The following is a 16187-nucleotide window of genomic DNA, read 5'->3' on the forward strand; positions in this document are numbered from 1 at the left end:
GTTAAGCGCCCCGCCTCGTGCGGGGCTTTTTGCCCTACCGCCCAAGGCTGGTCGCAAGCCTGCAGGCGGTTTGGTTATTTTGGAGAAGTGAAATGACTGTTGAATTTGCCCTGAATGCCGAAGTGCGTTCCGACCTGGGGAAAGGTGCGAGCCGCCGCCTGCGTCGTAACGTGTCCATGGTGCCTGCCGTGATCTACGGCGGCGAGAAAGCCCCGGCCTCCATCAGCCTGCTGGCCAAAGACCTGGCCAAGCTGCTGGAAAACGAAGCGGCTTTCAGCCACGTTCTGACCCTGGACGTTGCCGGCACCAAAGAAAGCGTTCTGATCAAAGCCCTGCAGCGCCACCCGGCCAAAGGCTTCGTTCTGCACGCTGACTTCGTTCGCGTCGTTGCCGGCCAGAAGCTGAGCGCCCACGTACCGCTGCACTTCATCAACGAAGCGACTGCCGTAGGCGTCAAGCAGCAAGGTGGCGAGATCTCCCACACCATCAGCGAAGTCGAAGTTTCCTGCCTGCCGAAAGACCTGCCGGAATTCATCGAAGTCGACATGGCTGCCGTGGAAGTGGGCCAGACCGTACACATGTCCGACCTGAAGCTGCCGAAAGGCGTTGAGCTGGTTGCTCTGGCTCACGGTAACGACCTGGCTGTCTCCAACATTCACGCCTCCCGCGTGAAGGCTGAAGACGAAGAAAGCGCTGCCGAGTAATCGCAGTGCGGAACCCGCCCGGCATGCGATCACGCCGGGCGATTTCCTCGAAAGGGCTCCTGTATGACTGCCGTACAACTGATCGTTGGCCTGGGTAACCCCGGCCCCGAATACGACCAGACCCGGCACAATGCAGGGGCCCTTTTCGTTGAGCGCGTGGCGGAAAGCCAGCGCATCAACCTCAGCGTCGATCGCAAGTATTTCGGCCTGGTGGGCAAGTTCAACCACCAGGGGCGCGAAGTTCGTCTGCTCATCCCCACCACCTACATGAACCGCAGCGGCCAGTCCGTGGCGGCCCTGGCCAATTTCTTCAAGATCAAACCCGAAGAGATTCTGGTGGCCCACGACGAACTCGACATGCCTCCCGGCGTCGCCAAGCTCAAGCAGGGCGGCGGCCACGGCGGGCACAACGGCCTGCGCGATATCATCGCCCAGCTCGGCAACCAGAATAACTTCCATCGCCTGCGGCTCGGCATCGGCCACCCTGGACACGCCAGCCTGGTTTCCGGCTACGTGCTCGGACGCGCGCCACGCAGCGAACAGGAACTGCTCGACCAGAGCATCGACTTCGCCTTGGACGTCCTGCCGGAAATACTCGCCGGCGACTGGACCGTGGCCATGCGCAAATTGCATAGCCAGAAGGCCACCAAGTAACCACCTTTTACCGAGGGTCACCCCATGGGATTCAACTGCGGCATCGTCGGCCTGCCCAACGTCGGCAAGTCCACCCTGTTCAACGCCCTCACCAAGTCCGGCATCGCCGCAGAGAACTTCCCCTTCTGCACCATCGAGCCGAACAGCGGCATCGTGCCCATGCCCGACCCGCGTCTGGATGCCCTGGCCGAGATCGTCAAGCCGGAAAAGGTCATCCCCACCACCATGGAGTTCGTCGACATCGCCGGGCTCGTGGCCGGTGCCTCCAAGGGTGAAGGCCTGGGCAACAAGTTCCTCGCCAACATCCGCGAGACCGACGCCATCGCCCACGTCGTGCGCTGCTTCGAAGACGAGAACGTCATCCACGTCGCCAACAGCGTCGACCCCAAGCGTGACATCGAGATCATCGACCTCGAACTGATCATGGCCGACCTCGACAGCTGCGAGAAGCAACTGCAGCGCGTGGCGCGCAGTGCCAAGGGCGGTGACAAGGAGGCCGTGGCGCAGAAGGCCCTGCTGGAAAAACTCATCCCCCACTTCACCGAAGGCAAGCCGGCGCGCAGCCTGCTGAAGAGCCTGGGTGACGACGAGAAGCGCCTGGCCAAGACCTTCCACCTGCTCACCACCAAGCCGGTGATGTACATCGCCAACGTCGCCGAAGACGGCTTCGAGAACAACCCGCACCTCGACGTGGTGAAAGCCATCGCCGAAGAGGAAGGCGCCATCGTCGTACCGGTGTGCAACAAGATCGAAGCCGAGATCGCCGAGCTGGACGATCTGGAAGAGATGCAGATGTTCCTCGAAACCATGGGCATGGAAGAGCCAGGCCTGAACCGCGTGATCCGCGCCGGCTACGCCCTGCTCAACCTGCAGACCTACTTCACCGCCGGGGTGAAGGAAGTGCGCGCCTGGACCGTCCGCGTCGGCGCCACCGCACCGCAGGCTGCCGCGGTGATCCACACCGATTTCGAGAAAGGCTTCATCCGCGCCGAAGTGGTCGCCTACGACGACTTCATCGCCTACAAGGGCGAAGGCGGTGCCAAGGAAGCCGGCAAGTGGCGCCTGGAAGGCAAGGACTACATCGTCAAGGACGGCGACGTGATGCACTTCCGCTTCAACGTCTGAGCCTGCCCCGCTCCCTCGAAGCCCCCAGCGGATCCACGCCGCTGGGGGCTTCGCGCTTATGGTCCGGCGTCAGGCCGCCTCAGAACGCTGCTCGAACACCTCCCGCGCCACCGCCAGGCCATTGAGTGCAGCGGGAAAGCCGGCATACACCGCCATCTGCATCATCGTCTCGACGATCTCGGTACGACTGACACCGACGTTCAGCGCGCCATGCACATGCACCTTCAGCTGTGGCGCAGCATTGCCAAGGGCGGTCAGCGCCGCCACCACGGCGATCTCCCGGCTTTTCAGGTCCAGCCCCGGCCGCGAGTAGATATCGCCGAACGGGAACTCCACCAGGTAGCGCGCGAAATCCGGGGCGATGCCAGCCAGACTCTCCACCACCCGCTCACCGGCCTCGCCGTCAATCTCCTTCAGCTTGTCCAACCCCCGCTGGTACCGACTTTCGTTGCTCATGCTCGCTGTCCCTCTCGGTTGATGACTCCGGCGCCAGGCGCTGCTCGCACGAGCGGTAGTGCTCGATCTTCGCCTGCAGCGCATCGGCGGCGCGGCGCATCGCTTCGATCTCGGCCAGAACCTCCGCGAGGTGTTCTTCCAGCATCTGGCGACGCGCCGGCACCGTCGAGTCTCCGGCGCCCCTCAGCGCCGCGAACGCCTGCATCTTGCCGATCGGCATGCGGGTCGTGCGCAGGCGCAGCAGGAACTCGATCCAGGCCATGTTCGAAGGCGCATAACGGCGCTGTCCACTCGCCGTGCGGCCCACCGGACCGATCAGCCCGATGCGTTCGTAATAGCGCAGGGTGTGGGCTGTCAGCCCGGTGCGCCGGGCGACTTCGTCGATGCTCAGATGAGGTTCCATGGGGCGATCCTAAAAGTTCGAGCGCGCTCTAAGTCAATCCCTTTCGGTATCCACGTCAAACGCCGGGCACTGCCCGGTAGCGCAGCAAAGGGATGAGCGACCGATCCACGGCAGCGCTCCGGGTTAACGCCGCGCTTCGATCAGGTGCCGAGTCGAATACGCCACGAATGGCCGCCCACCACGCATCTGCTCATCGAGGGCGAGCAATACATCGTGGTACCTGCGTGTGGAGAAGTCAGGTACCCACCACACGCACTTGCGCAGAATCCAGACCACCGCCCCGACGTCGTTGAACACCAGACGACAGCGCTCGACACGCAGATCCGTCACGTTCAGCCCGGCTGCCTGCGCGGCGGCCGCCTCGTCCTGCGGATCGCGCTGACGTCGCTGCTGTGGAAGCGGCCCGAGGAAGCGCTCGATCAGATCGAACGCCGAAGCCGCACCGACATGCTGCGCGAAATAGCATCCGCCCGGCTTGAGCACACGATGGATCTCTGCCCAGTTCGGGGACACGGGATGACGCGATGTGACGAGCTCGAAGGACGCGTCCGCAAACGGCAGCACGCTGTCCGCCGCCGTGGTTTCCACCACCTGCACGCCACGCTCGCTCAGGTGCTCACGGGCCTTGCGGGCGTTGGGCGACCACGCCTCCGTGGCACACATTCGCGGAGGAAAGCGCGGCACCTCGCCCAGCACCTCACCGCCACCGGTGTCCAGATCAAGCGCCGACTCCACCTGCGCCAAGCGCTGCGCCAGCAACCTGGAATACCCCCAGGAGGGACGCTCCTCGCTGGCTCGCCCCGCCAGCCACCCGAAGCCCCAACCACTCACATCGGCCGCTTCAGCTTCAGCCACCAGTTCATCAAAGGATTTCATTCAGCACACACCACACAGATCGAAGAAAAAGGAACCGTCCGGTCGCGCACGCACACCGTGGACAACGGTCATCAGCGCTTCTATTCTGCCGGGCTTTCGCCATCAAGGATGAAGCAAATGAAAAACCTGCTCCTGCTGCTCGCGGTCGCCGCCGGCGGCTATTACCTCTATACCGAGCACTTCGCGGCCACTGCCATCGATGTTGATAGTTACCAGGCCCTGCTGCAAAAGGTAGAAGCCACAAGCGTCAGTCTCGATGAGGTCAACGTTGGGACCCACCAGCTGGTGACCTTTTTCTGCAACGACGCCAGTTACGAGCAGGCCACGGGCAAGACCTCCGCCAGTTGCATCGCCCGCTACGAAAACTACCGGGACATGTGCGAGAACCGCATCTTCTCCCAGTCTCCCCAGACCTTCACCAACAAAGCCGATGTCATCGCCGTTGCCAACCGATACGTGGCCTGCACAGGGATCAAGAACAGCTAGCAGGACAGCTGTCTACAAACGACACGGGAACAATAAGGAAGCCGATCCTCTTGACCGGCAACAAGAGAATGAATGGGGTCAGTGTGGCGGGTTTTCAGGGTATCTATCAGTGAGACCCGCGGCTGTGTGCATGTGGCCCGCGCACAGCTATGCTATCACTGATTGCACTGAATGCACGGGAGGTAACCATGGCCGCCATCACTATTCGAAACCTCGACGACGACCTGAAAGCTCAGCTGCGTATCGTAGCGGCTAGCCACGGCCGTTCCATGGAAGAAGAAGCCCGGGTGATCATTCGGCAGGCTCTGTCACGACAAGGAAAGCGTGGTGGCTTGGGTAGCCGGATTCACTCCCGTTTTGCCGCTGTTGGAGGGGCAGACCTTGAGCTACCAGAGCGCAAGGACAAAGCCCGTGCTGCGAGCTTCGATGAATGATCCTGCTTGATACCAACGTGCTGTCGGAACTGATGCGCGCCAAGCCTGCGCCCCAGGTTCTGGAGTGGGTTGACGCTCAGCCTGTCGGGGATCTGGTAATCACCTCGATCACCGTTGCGGAAATTCTCTATGGCATTGCCAGGATGCCAGACGGCAAGCGCAAACAAGGATTGCTCGATGTGGCTTCAGCCATGTTCGATGAGGACTTCGCGGGCAATATTCTGCCGTTCGATGCAGATGCCGCTGTGTACTATGCAGAGATAGCCGCAGAAACCGAGGCTAAAGGGCGGGTGGTTGATATGGCCGATACGCAGATCGCTGCAATTGGTCGGCTACATGATGCCGTGATCGCAACTCGCAATATTCGCCACTTCGAAACGCTGGGCGTTGCCCTGGTAGATCCTTGGAGCGCCTAGTTCGAGCAAGGAAGTGCCATGAAAAAATGGATTGTGTTGCTGGCTGCAGGTCTAGCGATCTGGCATTTCTACTTCGATCGGCCCGCAAGCCCAATGATTACGAACACCTCTGACGATGGCAGCTTGTTAAGTGAGCCGATCATCAAGCAGCCATCGGAAAGTTTCTCGCTCGATAGCTTGTTGCCGTCTTTCAGTTCGGGCAGCTCTACATCCTCACCTGCTATGTCCGCCGTGCCCGGTTCAGGGCAAGCAACGAAATATCGCTGCGATAGTCGCACTCATTGTTCGCAGATGAGATCTTGTGAAGAAGCCACCTTCTTTTTGAACAATTGCCCTGGCACGAAGATGGATGGCGACCGGGACGGCGTTCCCTGCGAGCAGCAGTGGTGCCGCTGAAGCATAGACAAGGTGTAGTCACTACCCCAGAAACGACAAAGGGCTAGCCGAAGCTAACCCTTTGATTTGTATGGTGGCTACACCGGGACTTGAACCTGGGACATCAGCATTATGAATGCTGCGCTCTAACCGACTGAGCTATGTAGCCAACGGCGCGCATTTTCCGCGTCTCGCTGACTGCTGTCAACCCCAGATCATCGATAAATTTACGTTTTATCAAGCGGTTAGGCTTTGGCGCCTGGGCAGGCTCAAGGCTGCTACCTGGACGACAGAACCGCCGGCCGTTAACTGAGATCCCAGGCGAACATGACCAATTGGCAATGCTTGCAGACAAACTTGTAAAACGCCGAGTCGCCACCCGGTTGGTAGCCTCTGGTTGCCCACTCCCAGTCTTTCTCTGCCTGCTCGTAATCCTGCATCCATTGCTGCTTGGTCGCAGTGCTCGCTTGGCGCACGTCCTCCACAGTGGCATCGCCGTGAAACTCGCATGCGTCATTGCAGTGCGCCAGCCAAGTCGAGCCCTGCCAGGAAAAGTAGCCTGGCGTGCGAAGGTCGATTTCTTCAATCACGGAGTCCAGCACTCCCGATTCGGCCAATGCGTGATGTTCGATGAAGGAGGCCTCGAAACGCTTGGCCGCACTTCCATCGGCAATGCACCAAGGGCAAAGCCGGTCACCAAGCTCCTCCCTGGAGTAGACCGAGGCCGCGTAGATATAACCGCGTGCCAGCCCGCAGCAACGGCAAACCGTATCGCTGGCCTTTATAGCGCCAGTAACCAGTGGGTCCTTGTGATAGGGATAGTGAGGTAGCACGATATCCATGTGAACTCCTGTTTTACGATCAAGCATCATAGTGGACGAAGCCACTCTCTGCGCATGATAGAACTGCTCCAAAGTGATGAACGATACCCGGTTCAACTACTCACTGGCAGCCAGGCAAGCCGGCAGCCAGAAGTGGCGCGTACTGCAGCAGTCCGAATGGTTCTTGCCGGGCTGTCGGGCGATGCCGGAAAATCCGCATCCAGCAGGCTGCAGCGCCGTCGCGCGCTGGCCCATGAACCCGGAGAACACGTTGAGAGCGAGAGACGACTTCGATGATCTACGGGCAGAGCGCGATATGCCAACGCGCTACCGCAACGAACCCAACCGTTTCGCCGGCCTGTGGAAGCAGATCGCGATTGGTATCGTCGTCGGTTATAGCGTGCTGGGTATCATCAGCGCGGTTACCTGGATGCTTATCGCCCAGGTCGAGTCCAGCAGCCTGTCGATCACCCTGCCCTAACGACCGCACCATTGCCCCTCACAGGGCACGCCATCATTGTCGCCATCCATCTTGGTGCCTGGGCAGTTGCGCAGGAAGTAGGTGGCTTCGGCGCAGGAAGTCATTTGCGAGCAACGGGTGCGGCCATCACAGCGGTAGTTGCTGTTGGCCACCTGGGTCGCGGGCTGACTGGTGGAGGAGCGCCGACTGTCCAGCGAGAAGATGGATCCGCCGGACTGGCTGACTACCGGGTTGTCCATTACCGAACCATCGCTGGCGATGTTGCTGATGATCGGGCTGCCGGGCTTGCTCAGGTAAAACTGCCAGACGGCGCCGCCCAGCAACAGGATGATGATCAGTTTCTTCATTGCGCAGTCCCTTGCCTGATTTGCGTGAGTGCCAGTATTGGCTCAGCGAGCCGACAACTCCAGAGGCTTACATTGGCGCTTGCCATCCCCTACCCGTCTGTTCATCCTGCCTCATCCATTTCCCAACGAGCCCTGTCATGACGCCCATCCAGAATATCGGCCTGGCGCTATTCGTTCTGCTGTCCATCGGCATTGCCATCGGACACAGGACCGAGTGTGCCGATGGCCGCATGGTGGAAACCTATCTGGCCAAGGGGCTGGCTTCGCAGGTGCTGGGGCATGATCTTTGCGAGCAATCGCAACAGCCCTGAACCTATCCCTCATTAAGGAATGATGTGATGAAAAAGCTCGCCTTGCTTGTCAGCTGCAGCCTTCTGGGCGCCTGCGCCAATCTGGGTTCGCAGCCTCCGGTGCCGGTGACCTCGCCTCTGGTGCAGGCGTTCCGTGATATCTGCCTGCAAACCGCACCGAGCTTTGCCGAGGCGCATCGCGTGGCGCGTCAGCATGGCATTACCGAGATGACCGACATGGGCTTCGCCACGGTCGGCTTCAATGCAGACAAGAGCCTGGGCATCCAGGTGAAGGTCAGTCACGAGTGCGTGGTAACCGGCGAATCGCAACAGGACGACACACTGACGAGCCAGATGCTCAGTGCAGCCGCGGTGAATGCCGGCACCACGGTACCTCGCAAGGCACCCGTGAAGATGGTGATCGCCGGGCAGCGCTTCATCCTGATGCATGATCGCCAAGATGGTGAGGCCTTCGTGATGCTCAAGCCGGACTGACACGCTGCCTGCCTTTGCGCGCACGGAATGCCCCTGCATCTGGGCGCTGATTCCTCAGGCACGCCTGCCAGGGCGCGTGGCCAGCAGCAGGCCGCCGAAGATCATCACCGCCCCCAGCCAGTGGTAGAGCTGCAGACTTTCGTTCAGCAGCACCCACCCCAGCAGCGCGGTGAACACCGGCATCAGGTAGTTGGTCAGCGCCGCCTTGGCGGCGCCGATCACGCGGATGCCGTGGTTCCAGGCCAGGTAAGCCAGCAACGAGGCGAATACGGCGGTGTAGGCGACCGCCGAGAGATTGGCGGTATTCAGCGCCAGCTGTGCACCCTGGCTCAGTTCATACAGGTAGAACGGCAGGATCAGCGGCACGCCGAGCATGATGAACACGCCCAGCAGCGCCAGTGGCGGAATCGGCTGCAGGTAGCTGGCCCAGCGCCGCAGCAGCAACGAGTACAGCGCCCAGTCGACCACCGCCAGCAGCATGATCAGATCGCCCTGATTGAACGACAGGCTGGCCAGGCGGCTCCATTGGCCCTGGCTGATCAGCACCGCCAGGCCGATCACCGCCACCAGCATGCCCCACCAGGCACGTCGCGCCGGCCATTCGTTGAGCAGCAGCCCGGCGCCGATGAACGTCACCAGTGGCAGGCAGGTGTTGACCAGCGAAATATTGATCGCCGCCGTGGTCTGCGCCGCACTGTAGAGCAGCGAGTTATAGCCGGCGATCCCCAGCCCCCCGAGCACCAGCAGGCGCCACCCGGCATGGCCCACAGCCGCGCGATGGCGCCACAGCGGCATGGCGACGAAGGGCAGCAGCAGCGCCAACGCCAGGCACCAGCGCCAGAACGCCAGGGTGAACGGCGCGATTTCCCCGGCGAAGGCACGTGCGACCAGGGCATTGCCGGACCAGCAGAGGTTGGCCAGCAGCAGGCCGAACAGCGCCAGCGGGCGCGAGTGATTGAGTGTAGTCATGAGGCAAGCGCCAGGGTGATGACGAGGAACGCGTCGCCTGGTCGTGTGCGGTCAGCGAGCGAACGGTGCTGAGCGATCATTGCATAGCTTCCGAATCAGGCGGCTTTGCACCATACGGAGGCAGGCAATGCTTGGCAAGGTTGCAGGGTGACCGACCCAGTTACGCACCCGGGGCATGCGCGTCGAAATCGACAGCCAATGAGCGAGTGCGTACTCCCCCTCAATACCAGCGACGCAGCAAGCGCATCAGCAACCCGAGAATCAGCAGCACACCCAGCAGGACCACGGCGCTGGCGCCCCACTGCATCGGGCCGGCAAGACGGAACATCTCGCGCGGATTCAGGCTGGGTGCGCGAATCATGCGCGCCTCGGCCGCCGCGCCGGTGGTGGGAATGTCGGCCAGGCCGTCGCCATCGAGATCCGGCAGGCTGCGGATATGGTCGAGCAGTGCCTGCCACTCCTTGAGTTCCTGCACGCCGGGTGTGTTCGGCTCCTGGTCGACGATGGCGTCCTCGATGCGCGGCAACGGACGGCCTGCGGCATCCTTGGGGATCACGTCGAGCAGGCCCTTGGTCAGGTCCGGTACCAGCCAGGTGAAGCTGCCGACGTAGCTGGTGGCACCGATGCTGTAGAGGCGCGTGTCGTCGAGATCGAGGTCGTGATACCCCTTGACCGGGTCACCGATCTCGATGCGGCTGACCCGATCGAACGGCACGCGCCAGGGGTTGTAGGTGAAGCGAACGCCGGAAACCCGTGGGTAGTAGCTGTCGCTGTCGCGCAGCTGGTAAGCGAGCAGCAGCACTTCCAGCAGGGATTTGATCTCGCGAGCGCTGACGTAGGCCTTGATCATCGGATAGCCCGGTTCGTCATCGAACTGGCCGATGCCCAGCGGGGCGATGCGGAACAGGTCGGAGACGTCCTGCACGCCATGCCGGCCCTTGATCAGGTCATCGCGGATGGTGCCGTTGCCGGTGAAGGCCAGGTCAGCATCGACCGCATGGCGCAGTGCGTCGGTCACCAGGTTGGCCAGGGTGTGATCGCTGAAGTCACGTCCCAGGCGCTGGTCGACCTTGGCCAGCGGCTGGTCGAAGCGGTAGCCCCTGGGGTTGAGCATGCGCTCGCTGACCACCTGCTTGAAGTCCTCGACCTGGGCGGTGATCACTTCGTCACCAGCGATGCGGTCGTCGATCGGATGCAGGCGATAGTCGCGTACCTGCGTCACACCGTCGTCGCCAAGCGTCATGCGCAGTTCACCGAGATACTGGATCTCCGAGCCGGCCTGCACCACCGGTGTATGCCCGTTGACCAGCACCGGCTGCGGCAGCGCCACGTGCGAGTGGCCGCCGACGACGATATCGATGCCCGGCACCTGCTCGACCAGCTCCACGTCCTCCCCGCGCCAGCTGCCGTCGGCCTGTTGCGTGACACCCATGTGCGACAGCAGGATGACCACCTCGGCCCCCTCCTCGCGCAGTTTGGCCACGGTTTCCCTGGCGGTGGCGACCGGGTCGGCGAACGTCAGCGGCTGGATCATCGGGCTGACCGCCACGGCATTGTTGCCGAGCAAGCCGAACAGGCCGAAACGGATGCCGCCACGCTCGATCAGCTTGTACGGCAGGATGCGCCCGGCCTCGAAGTGCGCCTGCAGGCTGTCGTCGGCCTTGCTCGCCGGGTCGAAACGCATGTTGCTCGACAGCAGCGGCAGCAACGCGTCGCCCTCCACCTTGTGCGCAGCGCTGATCATCGCGGCCAGGCCTGCGGGGCGGAAGTCGAACTCGTGGTTGCCGATCACCGCCGCGTCGTAGCCCAGTTCGCTCATCAGGCGCAGCTCGCTGCCCATCTCGCGGGAGATGGTGTGAAACAGCGTGCCCATGGTGAAGTCGCCACCATCAAGCAACAGCACCGCCTCCTCACCGGCGGCGCTGCGGCGTTGCTGCAACAGCGTGGCCAGGCGGGCGACGCCGCCCACCGTCTCGTCATCGTTCAGCGTTGCCGGGCTGTATTCGTTGTTGGGACCGAAACCGAGCAGCCGCGACTGCCAGTCGTTGCTGTGCAGGATGGTGAAGCTGCGCTCGGCAGCGAACAGCGGCGTAGCGCTCAGCACGCCGGCGAGCAGGAGGGAGGAAAGCAGGCGCATGGACGATCCTTGACGATGACTGCGCACAGTATGGAGCAGCGCCCTACGCCAGGCAGCGACCAATCGGGACGCAGCTTGTCGCCAATGGTGTCAGGCATTCGTTGCCACAGATCAGCAACGCTCGCGGAGGGAAGGACTAATCTGTAATCAGGACTGCGAAGTGGAGAAGAACAATGGACCACTATCACCTGATGCTGATGCTGCTGATCGGCGGTTTTCTGCTGTTGGGCATCGGTTTCAACTTTCGCGAGCACGAATGGGGCGTTCGCGTACTCGGCCTTGGCGTGCTGCTGATGCTGGTGCCGATCGCGCTGCGGGTACACCTGGCGCTGGCGTGAACGCGCGCGTGCGGGAGCCGGCTCGCTGGCGATCCGCCCGAGGTATCGCCGCCCCCCCGGTGCCTGCGTGAAGTGGGTTTTCGCCACTACGAGAGACAGCGCGCTGGGAAAGTCAGCGCCGCTAAATGCTGGTTTTACCGGCGCAGAAGCAGGTCGTGCACCGCAGGCGACGCTCTATTGCTTCCAACGCTCGGCGGCGCTCTGGTCGCTGCAGCGACCCTCCACCCAGCGCGGCCCTTCGCTGGTGTCTTCCTTCTTCCAGAACGGTGCACGGGTCTTCAGATAATCCATGACGAAGTTGCAGGCGTCGAACGCGGCCTGGCGATGGGCACTGCTGGTGCCGACGAAGACGATGGGCTCGCCCGGTTCCAGGCGGCCAACGCGATGGATGATCTCGATACCCAAAAGCGGCCAGCGCTCGCGGGCCTCTTCGGCGATCCTGGCCAGGGCCTTTTCGGTCATGCCGGGGAAGTGCTCGAGGAGCATGCCCCCAACCTCACGGCCGTCATTGAAATCGCGCACATAGCCCACGAACGTGACCACGGCGCCGATGCCGAGGTTGGCGGCATGCAACGCATTGAGTTCGCTCCCCGGATCGAACGGCTGGCTGTGTACGCGGATGGTCATGAGTGAGGTATCCAGGTCGGGAGCGGCCCGCACGCAGGCCGCTGCTATATAGGTGTACGCCACGAAGCGCTTGTTCAGCCGCCCGTCACGGTGGGGAAGAAGGCCACTTCATCGCCCTCGGCAAGCGGCTCGTCGAGGCTGCACAACTCCTGATTGCGCGCGCACATCAGGTTCTGCTCGCCCAGCACGTCCCACTCGCCCCCACGCGCCAGCAAGTGCAGGCGCAGGTCGTCGAGCGTGGCGAAATCGCCGCTGAGCTGTTCGTCGTCGCGGCCCAGGGCCTCGCGATAGCGGGCGAAGTACTGCACGCGAATCATGCTTGTTCCTCCAGCTGGTAATGACCGCTCTTGCCGCCGAGTTTTTCCAGCAGGCGCACCTGCTCGATGACCATGCCACGATCCACGGCCTTGCACATGTCGTAGATGGTCAGCGCGGCGACGCTGGCGGCCGTCAGTGCCTCCATCTCGACACCGGTCTGCCCCGACAGTTTGCACCGCGCGGTGATGTGCACGGCATCGTCGCCCTCCGCGCTCAGCTCGACCTTGACGCCGGTGAGCATCAGCGGATGGCACAGGGGGATCAGGTCGCTGGTTTTCTTCGCCGCCTGGATACCGGCTATACGCGCCACGGCGAACACGTCACCCTTGGGGTGCTCGCCGGCGACGATCATCTGCAGGGTGGCGGGCAGCATGCGCACACGCGCCTCGGCGGTGGCTTCACGAAAGGTGGTCGCCTTGTCGGTGACATCGACCATGTGCGCACGGCCTTGGGAATCGAGGTGGGTCAGCACGGGAAAGCTCCTGGCGGGAATCGGTCGATTGTAAACCCGCAGGTCAGGATTTGGCAGGCATGTCGTAGTGGGGATGAACCTGCAGGTGATCCGCGAATATCGTGGCTGAAGCCGCGCCTGCGATTCCTGCCCGATAAAAACGCCCCTGTTCTTGCGAACAGGGGCGCGAATGGTTGCCCGCCCGAAGGTTACATGTGGCTTTCCGCGTACTCCGCGAGGATCGAGCGCGGCACACCTTGCAGGGTGATGTGAACGCCGTGAGGGAAGTCCTTGAAGCGTTCGGTAAGGTAGGTCAGCCCCGAGCTGGGCGCCGACAGGTATGGCGTATCGATCTGCGCCAGGTTGCCCAGGCACACCACCTTCGAGCCACTGCCCGCACGCGTGATGATGGTCTTCATCTGGTGCGGCGTGAGGTTCTGGCACTCGTCGATGAGGATCAGGCTCTGCTGGAAGCTGCGCCCGCGGATGTAGTTGAGCGATTTGAACTGCAGCGGCACCTTCTGCAGGATGTAGTCGACGCTGCCATGGGTGCTTTCGTCCTCCATGTGCAGGGCCTCGAGGTTATCGGTGATGGCGCCGAGCCAGGGCTCCATCTTCTCCGCCTCGGTACCGGGCAGGAAGCCGATCTCCTGGTCCAGCCCCTGCACGCTGCGGGTGGCGATGATGCGCCGGTAACGCTTGCTGACCATGGTCTGCTCGATGGCCGCCGCCAGCGCCAGGATGGTCTTGCCCGAACCGGCGGCACCGGACAGGTTGACCAGGTGGATGTCCGGGTCGAGCAGCGCGAACAGCGCCAGGGCCTGGTGAATGTCGCGCGGCTTGAGCCCCCAGGCTTCCTGATGCAGCAGCGGCTCCTGATGCATGTCGAGGATCACCAGTTCGTCGCCCTTGATGGCCTTGATCCAGCCGACGAAACCCTGCTCATCGAGGATGAACTCGTTGACGTGCACGGCGGGCAGGTTGTCGGTGAGCTGCACGCGATGCCAGGTGCGGCCATGATCCTGGCGGGTGTCGACCTTGCTCACACGCTCCCAGAACGAGCCGGGCAGGTCGTGGTATCCCTTCGACAGCAGGGAGACGTCATCGACCAGCTGGTCGGTGTGATAGTCCTCGGCGTCGATGCCACAGGCACGCGCCTTCAGGCGCATGTTGATGTCCTTGGTCACCAGTACCACGGACAACCCGGGATTACGTGTCTTCAGCTCCACCAGCTGGTTGATGATCTTGTTGTCGTTGAGGTTCTCCGGCAGCCAGGTCACCGGCGCCGCGCTCTTGCTCATGAGAATGGAAAGACGCCCGCAGGGGCCACTCTTGCCGCGCTGTATGGGTACACCGTATTCGACGTCTTCGGGCTCGGCTCCGGCGAGGATCTGGTCGATCAGACGGATCGCCTGGCGACATTCGGCGGCGACGCCATGCTTGCCGGATTTCAGCTTGTCGAGCTCTTCCAGCACCGTCATCGGGATGGCGACGTGGTGTTCTTCGAAGTTCAGCAGGGCATTGGGATCGTGAATCAGGACGTTGGTGTCGAGGGCGTAGAGGGTTGGAGCGGTGGGCTTGGAGCGTCCGTGGTCATCCATACTCGGTCACCTTCTTGTCGTAGCCGGGCGACGCAAAACCAGGGTCGGTGCTGCGCCGGACAGAGACCGCCGATTTTTCAGATCGGGGCCGAAAGGTGGCAAGCAAGGTGAGGGCCAATGGCCGCCACCTGTCTGCAGGTTTCGGCGGTCTTGCTTTTTTATTACCCCAATTCGCATGACAGAAAAATGTTTTTTTCTCGAACCCGGGGTTTATTTGTCGGTGCGACAGATAGCGCTTGGCGCTCACGCAGGACACCGTTAAAGTCCTAAGTCCTACCCGGCTTTCTGCGCCGAATCGCCGCACCCTCTTGCAGCATCCCCCGCGCCAATGCGGTGCAGCGCAGTTCTTCACGCAAGCGTCCATCTGCTTCCCTCCGCCGGCAACCCATGCCGACAGGATCACCCGCACGCCGATGCCTGGGCAGGCGTCGACGCGGTCGCTGTCAATCGCCCCGATAGGTGGTCTTGCCGATCCCCGACCTCTAGAATCGTCGCCACGCTTTCTGGAGACCCTGCCCATGCTGATGGTGATTTCACCGGCCAAGACCCTCGACTACGAGACGCCACCCGCCACCCCGCGCTTCACCCAACCCGAGCACCTCGACCACGCCCAGGAACTGATCGCCCAGCTGCGCGAGTTCAGCCCGGCCCAGATCGCCGAGCTGATGGGCCTGTCGGACAAGCTCGCCGGTCTCAACGCCGCGCGCTTCGGCAGCTGGGAACGCCCGTTCAACCCCTCCAACGCCAAGCAGGCGCTGCTGGCGTTCAAGGGTGATGTCTACACCGGCCTGAATGCCGAAGACCTCTCCGAGGAGGACTTCGATTTCGCCCAGGCCCACCTGCGCATGCTGTCCGGCCTGTATGGCGTGCTGCGGCCACTGGACCTGATGCAGGCCTATCGCCTGGAAATGGGCACCAAGCTGGCCAACGGCCGAGGCAAGGACCTCTATGCCTTCTGGGGCGAACGCATCAGCGGCTGGCTGAACGAAGCGCTGCAGGCCCAGGGCGACGACGTGCTGCTCAACCTGGCGTCCAACGAATACTTCGGCGCGGTCAAGCGCAAGGCGTTGAACGCGCGCATCATCGACACCGAGTTCAAGGACCTGAAGAACGGCCAGTACAAGATCATCAGTTTCTACGCCAAGAAAGCACGCGGCCTGATGGCCCGCTACGTGATCAAGGAACGCCTGAACGACCCCGAAGGCCTGAAGGACTTCAACTATCAGGGCTACCGCTACTCGGCCGAACAGTCCCAGGCCGACAAGCTGGTCTTCCTGCGCGACCAGCCACAGGACTGAACCCGACCTGGCCGCCCGCGCACCGCTTATCGGCTGGTGTGCGGGCTCCGCATCCGCCCCGCGCACCTCGTCCTCGCCTATCCCC

The 16187-nt window shown here is 62.4% G+C and carries 24 protein-coding genes and 1 tRNA gene; 12 read left to right on the plus strand and 13 right to left on the minus strand.

Annotated elements, in window-relative coordinates; genetic code table 11:
* The first annotated feature begins 92 nt into the window (after positions 1 to 92).
* The 3 genes from EPK82_RS19745 (at position 93) to ychF (ending at position 2483) form a co-directional block, all read left to right on the plus strand.
* Positions 93 to 704 (plus strand): 50S ribosomal protein L25/general stress protein Ctc, encoded by a 612-nt coding sequence (locus tag EPK82_RS19745; RefSeq protein WP_037046878.1) that lies wholly within the window; start codon positions 93 to 95, stop codon positions 702 to 704.
* A 63-nt stretch (positions 705 to 767) separates the two neighbouring features.
* Positions 768 to 1358 (plus strand): aminoacyl-tRNA hydrolase, encoded by a 591-nt coding sequence (pth, locus tag EPK82_RS19750; protein ID WP_134677759.1) that lies wholly within the window; start codon positions 768 to 770, stop codon positions 1356 to 1358.
* Between the two features lie 24 nt (positions 1359 to 1382).
* A complete protein-coding gene (ychF, locus tag EPK82_RS19755; protein ID WP_037046873.1) occupies positions 1383 to 2483 on the plus strand; it encodes a redox-regulated ATPase YchF in 1101 nt (366 codons plus the stop codon).
* A 69-nt stretch (positions 2484 to 2552) separates the two neighbouring features.
* Here the strand turns inward: ychF and EPK82_RS19760 are convergent, their stop codons facing one another.
* From EPK82_RS19760 to EPK82_RS19770, 3 genes are all read right to left on the minus strand, one after another.
* Positions 2553 to 2939 (minus strand): carboxymuconolactone decarboxylase family protein, encoded by a 387-nt coding sequence (locus EPK82_RS19760; RefSeq protein ID WP_037046870.1) that lies wholly within the window; start codon positions 2937 to 2939, stop codon positions 2553 to 2555.
* A complete protein-coding gene (locus EPK82_RS19765; protein WP_037046867.1) occupies positions 2887 to 3342 on the minus strand; it encodes a MerR family transcriptional regulator in 456 nt (151 codons plus the stop codon). Before EPK82_RS19765 ends, EPK82_RS19760 begins: the two co-directional genes overlap by 53 nt.
* Positions 3343 to 3465: 123 nt before the next feature.
* Positions 3466 to 4218 (minus strand): class I SAM-dependent methyltransferase, encoded by a 753-nt coding sequence (locus tag EPK82_RS19770; RefSeq protein ID WP_134677760.1) that lies wholly within the window; start codon positions 4216 to 4218, stop codon positions 3466 to 3468.
* 117 nt (positions 4219 to 4335) lie between these two features.
* Here EPK82_RS19770 and EPK82_RS19775 point away from each other — a divergent pair, with 117 nt between their 5' ends.
* The 4 genes from EPK82_RS19775 to EPK82_RS19790 all read left to right on the plus strand — a co-directional run bounded on the left by EPK82_RS19775 (position 4336) and on the right by EPK82_RS19790 (position 5950).
* Positions 4336 to 4704 (plus strand): hypothetical protein, encoded by a 369-nt coding sequence (locus EPK82_RS19775; RefSeq protein ID WP_134677761.1) that lies wholly within the window; start codon positions 4336 to 4338, stop codon positions 4702 to 4704.
* A gap of 188 nt (positions 4705 to 4892) precedes the next feature.
* Positions 4893 to 5138 carry a FitA-like ribbon-helix-helix domain-containing protein gene (locus tag EPK82_RS19780; protein ID WP_134677762.1) on the plus strand — a complete coding sequence of 82 codons (246 nt, stop codon included), beginning with the start codon at positions 4893 to 4895 and terminating at the stop codon, positions 5136 to 5138.
* Positions 5135 to 5554, plus strand: coding sequence for a type II toxin-antitoxin system VapC family toxin (locus tag EPK82_RS19785; protein WP_134677763.1), 420 nt, complete (start codon positions 5135 to 5137; stop codon positions 5552 to 5554). Before EPK82_RS19780 ends, EPK82_RS19785 begins: the two co-directional genes overlap by 4 nt.
* 18 nt (positions 5555 to 5572) lie before the next feature.
* Positions 5573 to 5950, plus strand: coding sequence for an excalibur calcium-binding domain-containing protein (locus EPK82_RS19790; RefSeq protein ID WP_134677764.1), 378 nt, complete (start codon positions 5573 to 5575; stop codon positions 5948 to 5950).
* A gap of 71 nt (positions 5951 to 6021) precedes the next feature.
* Here the strand turns inward: EPK82_RS19790 and EPK82_RS19795 are convergent.
* Together EPK82_RS19795 and EPK82_RS19800 are read right to left on the minus strand one after the other, a co-directional pair.
* Positions 6022 to 6098, minus strand: a tRNA-Met gene (locus EPK82_RS19795).
* 136 nt (positions 6099 to 6234) lie between these two features.
* Entirely contained in the window at positions 6235 to 6771 is a 537-nt protein-coding gene (locus tag EPK82_RS19800; protein ID WP_134677765.1) for a CbrC family protein, read from the minus strand.
* A 73-nt stretch (positions 6772 to 6844) separates the two neighbouring features.
* Here EPK82_RS19800 and EPK82_RS25065 point away from each other — a divergent pair, with 73 nt between their 5' ends.
* Positions 6845 to 7231: a hypothetical protein gene (locus EPK82_RS25065; RefSeq protein ID WP_134677766.1), complete on the plus strand. Its 387-nt coding sequence runs from the start codon at positions 6845 to 6847 to the stop codon at positions 7229 to 7231.
* Here EPK82_RS25065 and EPK82_RS19810 read toward each other — a convergent pair.
* Positions 7228 to 7578: an excalibur calcium-binding domain-containing protein gene (locus EPK82_RS19810; RefSeq protein WP_134677767.1), complete on the minus strand. Its 351-nt coding sequence runs from the start codon at positions 7576 to 7578 to the stop codon at positions 7228 to 7230. The genes EPK82_RS25065 and EPK82_RS19810 overlap by 4 nt on opposite strands.
* A gap of 137 nt (positions 7579 to 7715) precedes the next feature.
* Between EPK82_RS19810 and EPK82_RS24825 the strand changes: the two genes are divergently transcribed.
* Together EPK82_RS24825 and EPK82_RS19815 are read left to right on the plus strand one after the other, a co-directional pair.
* Complete coding sequence (locus EPK82_RS24825) at positions 7716 to 7889, plus strand: hypothetical protein (RefSeq protein WP_167494382.1); 174 nt, start codon at positions 7716 to 7718, stop codon at positions 7887 to 7889.
* A 27-nt stretch (positions 7890 to 7916) separates the two neighbouring features.
* A complete protein-coding gene (locus EPK82_RS19815; RefSeq protein ID WP_037046856.1) occupies positions 7917 to 8363 on the plus strand; it encodes a hypothetical protein in 447 nt (148 codons plus the stop codon).
* 54 nt (positions 8364 to 8417) lie between these two features.
* On the opposite strand, the gene EPK82_RS19820 is transcribed toward EPK82_RS19815, so the two are convergent.
* Both EPK82_RS19820 and EPK82_RS19825 read right to left on the minus strand, forming a co-directional pair.
* Positions 8418 to 9332 (minus strand): DMT family transporter, encoded by a 915-nt coding sequence (locus tag EPK82_RS19820; RefSeq protein WP_134677768.1) that lies wholly within the window; start codon positions 9330 to 9332, stop codon positions 8418 to 8420.
* Positions 9333 to 9552: 220 nt separating this feature from the next.
* The gene (locus EPK82_RS19825; protein ID WP_134677769.1) at positions 9553 to 11469 is read right to left on the minus strand and encodes a bifunctional metallophosphatase/5'-nucleotidase; all 1917 of its coding nucleotides are present in this window, start codon (positions 11467 to 11469) and stop codon (positions 9553 to 9555) included.
* 173 nt (positions 11470 to 11642) lie between these two features.
* Between EPK82_RS19825 and EPK82_RS24830 the strand changes: the two genes are divergently transcribed.
* A complete protein-coding gene (locus EPK82_RS24830; protein ID WP_167494383.1) occupies positions 11643 to 11807 on the plus strand; it encodes a hypothetical protein in 165 nt (54 codons plus the stop codon).
* A 174-nt stretch (positions 11808 to 11981) separates the two neighbouring features.
* On the opposite strand, the gene moaE is transcribed toward EPK82_RS24830, so the two are convergent.
* From moaE to EPK82_RS19850, 5 genes are all read right to left on the minus strand, one after another.
* Positions 11982 to 12434: a molybdopterin synthase catalytic subunit MoaE gene (gene moaE, locus EPK82_RS19830; RefSeq protein ID WP_047587941.1), complete on the minus strand. Its 453-nt coding sequence runs from the start codon at positions 12432 to 12434 to the stop codon at positions 11982 to 11984.
* Between the two features lie 74 nt (positions 12435 to 12508).
* Positions 12509 to 12751 (minus strand): MoaD/ThiS family protein, encoded by a 243-nt coding sequence (locus EPK82_RS19835; RefSeq protein WP_037046846.1) that lies wholly within the window; start codon positions 12749 to 12751, stop codon positions 12509 to 12511.
* A complete protein-coding gene (gene moaC, locus EPK82_RS19840; RefSeq protein WP_134677770.1) occupies positions 12748 to 13224 on the minus strand; it encodes a cyclic pyranopterin monophosphate synthase MoaC in 477 nt (158 codons plus the stop codon). The genes EPK82_RS19835 and moaC overlap by 4 nt, the downstream gene beginning before the upstream one ends.
* Before the next feature lie 188 nt (positions 13225 to 13412).
* On the minus strand, positions 13413 to 14804 hold the full coding sequence (locus tag EPK82_RS19845) for a PhoH family protein (RefSeq protein ID WP_037046840.1): 1392 nt from the start codon (positions 14802 to 14804) through the stop codon (positions 13413 to 13415).
* Positions 14797 to 15051 carry a hypothetical protein gene (locus EPK82_RS19850; RefSeq protein ID WP_134677771.1) on the minus strand — a complete coding sequence of 85 codons (255 nt, stop codon included), beginning with the start codon at positions 15049 to 15051 and terminating at the stop codon, positions 14797 to 14799. Before EPK82_RS19850 ends, EPK82_RS19845 begins: the two co-directional genes overlap by 8 nt.
* Positions 15052 to 15322: 271 nt before the next feature.
* Between EPK82_RS19850 and yaaA the strand changes: the two genes are divergently transcribed.
* Positions 15323 to 16102, plus strand: a complete 780-nt coding sequence (gene yaaA / locus EPK82_RS19855; RefSeq protein WP_134677772.1) for a peroxide stress protein YaaA — start codon at positions 15323 to 15325, stop codon at positions 16100 to 16102.
* Positions 16103 to 16187 lie beyond the last annotated feature (85 nt).

Source organism: Ectopseudomonas khazarica (assembly GCF_004521985.1).
Lineage (GTDB): Bacteria > Pseudomonadota > Gammaproteobacteria > Pseudomonadales > Pseudomonadaceae > Aquipseudomonas > Aquipseudomonas khazarica.